The 6,624-nt window shown below is 64.3% G+C and carries 7 protein-coding genes and 1 pseudogene; 4 read left to right on the top strand and 4 right to left on the bottom strand.

The window, feature by feature from the left end; translation table 11 throughout:
- Nucleotides 1-49: 49 nt before the first annotated feature.
- Nucleotides 50-1,996: pseudogene (locus VIQ49_RS17470) on the bottom strand (ATP-dependent Clp protease ATP-binding subunit); the annotation flags it as partial.
- Nucleotides 1,997-2,140: 144 nt separating this feature from the next.
- Nucleotides 2,141-2,914, bottom strand: coding sequence for a hypothetical protein (locus VIQ49_RS17465; RefSeq protein WP_331886836.1), 774 nt, complete (start codon nt 2,912-2,914; stop codon nt 2,141-2,143).
- A 210-nt stretch (nt 2,915-3,124) separates the two neighbouring features.
- Between VIQ49_RS17465 and VIQ49_RS17460 the strand changes: the two genes are divergently transcribed.
- From VIQ49_RS17460 to VIQ49_RS17450, 3 genes are read left to right on the top strand one after another with little or no spacing between them, the layout of a single operon-like run.
- A complete protein-coding gene (locus VIQ49_RS17460; RefSeq protein ID WP_331886834.1) occupies nt 3,125-3,475 on the top strand; it encodes a cupin in 351 nt (116 codons plus the stop codon).
- Between the two features lie 50 nt (nt 3,476-3,525).
- The gene (locus VIQ49_RS17455; protein WP_331886832.1) at nt 3,526-3,903 is read left to right on the top strand and encodes a metalloregulator ArsR/SmtB family transcription factor; all 378 of its coding nucleotides are present in this window, start codon (nt 3,526-3,528) and stop codon (nt 3,901-3,903) included.
- Nucleotides 3,900-4,373 (top strand): SRPBCC family protein, encoded by a 474-nt coding sequence (locus tag VIQ49_RS17450; protein WP_331886830.1) that lies wholly within the window; start codon nt 3,900-3,902, stop codon nt 4,371-4,373. The genes VIQ49_RS17455 and VIQ49_RS17450 overlap by 4 nt, the downstream gene beginning before the upstream one ends.
- 52 nt (nt 4,374-4,425) lie before the next feature.
- Here the strand turns inward: VIQ49_RS17450 and VIQ49_RS17445 are convergent, their stop codons facing one another.
- Together VIQ49_RS17445 and VIQ49_RS17440 are read right to left on the bottom strand one after the other, a co-directional pair.
- Nucleotides 4,426-5,049 carry a phosphotransferase family protein gene (locus VIQ49_RS17445; RefSeq protein WP_331886828.1) on the bottom strand — a complete coding sequence of 208 codons (624 nt, stop codon included), beginning with the start codon at nt 5,047-5,049 and terminating at the stop codon, nt 4,426-4,428.
- Between the two features lie 50 nt (nt 5,050-5,099).
- Complete coding sequence (locus VIQ49_RS17440; protein WP_331886826.1) at nt 5,100-5,540, bottom strand: NTP pyrophosphohydrolase; 441 nt, start codon at nt 5,538-5,540, stop codon at nt 5,100-5,102.
- 96 nt (nt 5,541-5,636) lie between these two features.
- Between VIQ49_RS17440 and VIQ49_RS17435 the strand changes: the two genes are divergently transcribed.
- Complete coding sequence (locus VIQ49_RS17435; RefSeq protein ID WP_331886824.1) at nt 5,637-6,623, top strand: LLM class F420-dependent oxidoreductase; 987 nt, start codon at nt 5,637-5,639, stop codon at nt 6,621-6,623.
- Nucleotide 6,624: the final 1 nt, after the last annotated feature.

The following is a 6,624-nucleotide window of genomic DNA, read 5'->3' as shown; positions in this document are numbered from 1 at the left end:
GCCGTCCGTAGGGCCTGACCCCGAAAAGCCCCGGTTCTCCTTACCCATGGAAGTCCACCGTTCGACCCTGGCCGTCGGTCAGACGCCCATCGTCGAGCACCTGGAGCAAGGTGTTGAACACGTCCGGGTGTGCCTTTTCGATCTCGTCGAGCAGGATCACCGAGTACGGGTTGCGGCGCACCTGTTCTGTCAGCTGTCCGGCCTCGCCGTATCCGACGTATCCCGGAGGGGCGCCGATCAGTCGGCTGACGGTGTGACGCTCGCCGAACTCGCTCATGTCCAGACGCAGCATCTTCGATTCGTCACCGAACAGAGACGCGGACAGCGCCTTTGCGAGTTCCGTCTTGCCGACGCCGGTCGGACCGAGGAACAGGAAACTGCCCACCGGACGGTCGGGATCACTCATCCCGGTGCGGCTTCGGCGCACCGCCCGGGCGATCGCCTTGACGGCGTCGTCCTGACCGACGACCCGCCGGTGCAGGTCGTCCTCGAGCCGGCGTAGCCGTTCCTTCTCCTGTTGGGTCATCTGGCTGGCCGGGATGCCGGTCGCCCGGGACACCACGTCGGCGATGTGCTCGGCGGTCACGTCGAACACCACGGCCGGTGCATCGGTGCCACCGTCGAGCAGGGCCTGGACCCGCGCCGTCTCGTCACGCAGCTCCGAGGCCTTTTCGTAGTCCTCTGCGGCCACCGCTGCTTCCTTGGCCGATTCGAGAGCAGCGAGTTGTCCCCGCAGCGCTTCACCGTCGGTACCCGGAGCGGTCAACTGCATCCGTGCACCGGCCTGGTCGATCAGGTCGATCGCCTTGTCGGGCAGGAACCGGTCACCGATGTAGCGGGCAGACAATTCGACTGCTGCCGTGATCGCATCGTCGGTGTACCGCACACCGTGATGCTCTTCGTACCGGCCACGCAGACCGGTGAGGATGTCGATCGCATCGGCGATGCTGGGCTCGGGGACCGTCACCGGCTGGAACCGGCGTTCGAGCGCTGGATCCTTCTCGATGTTCTTCCGGTACTCGTCGAGTGTGGTCGCACCGACGATGTGCAGTTCACCGCGAGCCAGCTTGGGCTTGAGGATGTTTCCGGCATCCATCGATCCGTCGGCTCCGGCCCCGGCACCGGCGATGGTGTGGACTTCGTCGATGAAGACGATGAGTTCGCCGGTGTGCGCGACGATTTCGTCGATGACGCCGTTGAGGCGTTCCTCGAAGTCACCGCGGTAGCGGGTCCCCGAGACCAGGCTCGACAGATCGAGTTGGACGATCCGTTTGCCGAGCAGCCGGTCGGGAACCGCACCGTCGACGATGCGCTGAGCGAGCCCTTCGACGATGGCGGTTTTGCCGACACCCGCCTCGCCGACCAGCACCGGATTGTTCTTGGTGCGGCGGGACAGGATCTCGATGGTCTGCTGGATCTCGTCGGCTCGGCCGATCACGGGGTCAACACCGCCGGAACGTGCCCGTTCGGTCAGGTCGAATCCGTATTTGTCGAGATTCGGGGTGCCGCTGTCGGCAGGCGCAGAGGCGGCCGAGCCGCCCTGGACGGCGGTCTGCAGACCCTGTGGTGTGACGCCGGTGTTCGCCAGAAGTCGTCCGGCGGCACGATCCTGGTCCGCGGCCAAGGCCAGGAACAGGTGTTCGGGGTCGATGTAGGTGGAGCCCAGCGCCTGAGCGAGCTGATGGGCTTCGAACATGGCGGTGCGAACCGCCGCGCTCAGCGTTGTGGTGCCGAGTCCGGTGGTCGGGCCGTGGTCGGGCAGAGCCTGCTCGACGGCGGTGATGACGCTCGCGTGTGCCGCGCCCGCGCGGTCCATGAAGCTTCGGGTCGGTTCCTGGTCGGCCATGACTCGGAGGATGTGCAGGGCGTCGAGCTCGGCGTCGCCGCGACCGGCAGCGAGCTTGGCCGCGTCAGCAACGAGGGCCTGGGTGGATTTGCTCATCAAACGGCTGATGTCGATGCGGCGCGGGCCTTCCGGCCCGAAGAATGCTGCCATTGGCGAAGCCTCCCGTAGAGAGTTGAGTGCATACGACTCACTTAACATGAGCGTGGCACTATCAATTCCCGCGGGACTGGTTGCTTGTCAGTTGAGTGTCATGATGTGCATCACACTGTCGCTTCGATATCGACTCGTGCCGGATCAACCGGTTGCCTGGGTGATTACCGATGCGGCTTGGTCGACCCAGTAGGTCGCATGGGCGTCGCCGACGGCGCGTGCGGCCTCGACATCGCCGGTGGTCGCGAGTTCTGTGGCAGCCGCCTCGGCGGTCTCGGTTCCGCCCAGGAGCAGGAGTTCGGGTGCTTGGAACAGCACCGCCGAGGCCGTGTTGATCCCGTCCACCGCGGCCACCTGGGACTCGGTCGTGGTGATGGCGGTCGATGGCGGGTTTGGTGTCACCGGCTGATTGAGGGCATCGAGAATCCTGGTGCGACCGATGTCGATGTCTTGTCCGCCGGCGGTCTTCATTGCTTCGACCACGGCGACCGCGAGCGCATTCTGTGCGCGGGGAAGCACCAGGGCCAGGTCGTTGACGATGATTCCCGTCATGGCCGCATGTGCGGGATGGGTCACCGAATGGGCCGCGATACCAACTGATCTCGGCGCTGAACCAGTCGCGCTGTACGCCGAGACGAAGACCCCGGGTGATTGTATGGCGGCGAGTGGAACGGTGGTCACACCCTGGACGAGGTACGGGCAGATGATGCTGCAGTACAGGAACTGATTGCGAATGATTGTTGCCGGTATCTCGCCGGTGATCAGCGCGGCGGGCCGGACCTCCTGCGATACCGAGGTCGGGGATCGGTGGGCGTCGGGCGCCGCCAGGCCGCCGTGGGTGATGGTTCCGAGGGCGATGGCGCCGATGGTTGCAAGTGCAGCGGTCAGACGTGTGGTGGCTCGAGTTGTCGGATGCATTGTCCGGCCCCCAGATGAGTCGACGGCAGATGGCGGACTGCACTGAAATTTACTCTCGTGGCCTCGCGGACACCTCGAATCGCGGGTATCCGGCGATGGCCGCAATCGCGTTGGCGACTGTGTGCCCGATCGATCGCATCCCGCCAACGGTCGCAGTCGGCTAGCGTGAAATCCGGGACTCCAACGCCACGACGTGAAAGAGGGTCAAGGATGGACATCACTACCTCCACCTTGGAAGTGCTCGCGGACAAGCATCTGGCCCTTGCGCACGACGACGCACATGGGCGAAGCGCCGAGATGCTCGTGCGGGACGGGCCACTGAGGCAGACCCTCGTCGCGATGGTGTCGGGTTCTGAACTCCGGGAACACAACTCGCCGCCAGCGGCCAGCCTGCTGGTGCTTCGCGGTTCGGTCACCGTGGTGGCAGAGGGCGCGGATGTGGTGCTGAAGTCGGGGGAGTTCCGGGGGCTGCCTCATCATCGACACAGCGTCACCGCGATCGAGGACTCGGTCTTCATCCTGACCACGGTTACCGGAACCGGCGAACCCTCTCGCCGGTAAACCAATACTAAGCCCTTGCGCTAAGTGTTGATTGTTTGATACTTTTCCTTATGGCTCAGTATCAGCGGGATTTGAACAGCATTTTCCAAGCCCTGGCCGACCCGACCCGTCGGGCCGTGCTTGGTCGACTGGGCCAGGGGCCGGCAGGTATCACCGAACTGGCCGAGCCGTTCGACATGGCGTTGCCGTCGTTCATGAAGCACATTCGTCTACTCGAAGCGAGCGGATGGATTCGCACACACAAGGCCGGGCGAGTGCGAACCTGCGTAATCGAGAAAAAGCAGTTCGCGGTGGCCGAAAGCTGGCTGGCGGAGCAACGCGCGGTCTGGGAAGGCCGCACCGACCGGCTTGAGGACTTTGTCATGTCCGATCAGGACCTGACATCCAACCCGAACGTCCCGTTCGACAACAAGGAGACCGCATCATGACCAGCACCGATCCAGACCTCGACTTGTCCGTGTCCCGAATCATCAAGGCGCCGCGAGAAGTCGTCTGGTCTGCCTGGACCGACCCCTCGAAGTTCGAGCAATGGTGGTTGCCGGCACCGGCAACCTGCAAGGTTGCGCGCATGGACCTTCGCCCCGGAGGTGCCTTCGAGACCGAGATGAGTGAGGACGGCGGCGATTTCGGTCCACACATCACCGGGTGTTTTCTCGCCGTCGACCATCTCGAACGCATCGTGTTCACCACCTCCCTCGTCGCCGGGTGGCGTCCGGCGCGCGACCCGTTCCTCACCGCGATCATCACCTTCGCCGATCATCCGGAAGGCACCGAATACACCGCCACCGCGATGCACAAGGACGGCGCCGACCGGGATATGCACAACACGATGGGTTTTCAGGAGGGCTGGGGAACAGTCGCCCGGCAGCTTGCCGAACTCGTCGAGCGCGGGGACTGACGTTGGATCAGCTGACGTTGGATCAGCTGACGTTTGGTCAGCAGAGTGTTGGTCAGCTGACCTGTTCACTCGATGAACGTGTGCCGGAAGGTTCGATTCGCGTTGTGCAGGTACGGCTCCCGGGCCGGTGCGTCCGCGATGGCGTAGGCGAAGTCTTCGATCCACTTGCACGTGCCAGGAATGTGGCGCGCCCGAGAAGTTCTGGTTCGGCGATTCCGGCGATGCCCGCGACGGCGGCCGCGGCATCGGGTCCGAGGTCGCGGCAGATCAACGCGATGTCGCGGGCTGGGTCGGTGAACGCTGCGTCGGTCCAGTCGATGACGCCGCTCAGGACTCCCGATCTCTCGTCGATCAGCAGGTGTTCGGCCCCGAGGTCGTTGTGGCACAGGGTGTTATGCGCCGCGTCCGCCGGTGGTGGCGCGGCCAGGAACTGCCGGATCACGGTGCGCCTGTCGGCCGGAAGGGGTGGGTCGATCCGGGCTGCGGTGGCCGTGGCGTCGGCCAGCCACTCTTCGATCCGTTGGTGGTCGCGCGGGAGGTCCACGTCGCCGGACAGCCCGTGCAGGGTGCGGAGGAGTCTTCCTAGGCTGTGTGTGACCGCGGTCGGATCATCTGCTCCGGCAAGAAGATACGGCCGGCCCGGAAGTTTTCGGTAGATGACGACACCGGAGGACACGTCGGCGACGCGGCGTGGCTTCGGAGATCTCGCGTCCAAAATGTAGCGCTTCAGTCGAGGACACTGCGCGGACCCGCGACGCGTGCGCCGAGCGCTTCCACCCGATGTCGCAGTTCGCGGTCAGCGGTGACCACGGTGCAGGAGCAATCTATCTGGGCGGCAACGATTTCGACGATCTGATCGTCGCCGGAACCGGGCGCGTTCACCACCTCGACGGTGGGGGACGACTCGACGCCGCGGGCTTGTCCTTCGACCACGAGGATGACGTGGGTCGGCTCATCGTCGAAGAGACCGTCATCAGCACTGGTTCCGTCATCAGCACTGGTTCCGTCATCAGCACTGGGATCGGAGAGATGCGCAAGGCTGTCGCGGAGTCGCTCGGTGGCACCTTTGCGGTCGCGCCACCAGCCGTCAGGGCGGGAACCCACCACATTTGCAGCATCGATCACGATGATTGATCGATGGGCGGAGTGTTCGTGGTTCTTCGGCATCTGACCATTGTGGATGCAATCGTCTGCGAGCACCTGTCACCCCGGTCAGAGCTTCATGGCTCCCGCCGGCCGGTGTTGGCTGGCTAGGATCGGGGAATGCGATTCGGATTGTTTGTTCCCCAAGGTTGGCGGCTGGATCTGGTCGGTATAGACCCGGCAGAGCAATGGGCGGTGATGCGCGATCTCGCCGTGCGTGCCGACGAAGGCGACTGGGAGTCTCTGTGGGTCTACGACCACTTCCACACCGTTCCGGCACCCACCGACGAGGCGACCCACGAGGCATGGACGCTGATGGCGGCTCTGGCCGCCTCGACCTCCAGGATCCGGCTCGGCCAGATGTGCACCGCCATGAGTTACCGCAACCCGGCGTATCTCGCCAAGGTGGCGGCCACCACCGACCTCATCTCCGGAGGCCGGGTCGAAATGGGTATCGGCGGCGGTTGGTACGAGCACGAATGGCGCGCCTACGGTTATGGATTCCCTTCTGCCGGAGATCGTTTGGGCCGCCTCGATGAGGGTGTCCAGATCATGCGGCAGGCCTGGACCACCGGATCTTCCACACTGGACGGCAAGCACTATCAGGTCGACGGCGCCATCTGCCGGCCACTTCCGTTGCAAGACGGCGGCATACCACTGTGGATCGCCGGTGGCGGTGAGAAGGTGACACTGAAGATCGCGGCCAAATACGCGCAGTACACCAACTTCGACGGTACACCCGAGGGGTTCGCGCAGAAGTCGGCCATTCTCCGGAAACACTGCGACACCGTCGGCACGGACTTCGACGCCATCGTTCGTTCGTCCAACTACAACATCGCAATCGGCAAGACCGAGGCCGAGGTGCAGGAGCGGCTGGAGACGCTGGTGGAGCGTCAGACCCCGTACATCGGCCGTGAGAAGGCCGAGGCAACGCTCGGTGCGTTCAAGGACATGCCGGGTGTGGGCACGCCGGAACAGATCATCGAGAAGCTCGGTGCTCTCAAGGATCAGGGCTTGGCGTACGGGATCTGTTACTTCCCTGAAGCTGCCTACGACCTGTCGGGGATCGAGCTCTTCGAGAAGGAAGTCGTCCCCGCGCTCCGATAGC

Origin of the sequence: Williamsia sp. (assembly GCF_036566845.1) — a bacterium.
Classification (GTDB): Bacteria; Actinomycetota; Actinomycetes; order Mycobacteriales; family Mycobacteriaceae; genus Williamsia.
Note: the sequence above shows the minus strand (reverse complement) of the source record. Positions and strands in the feature narration are given on the sequence as shown.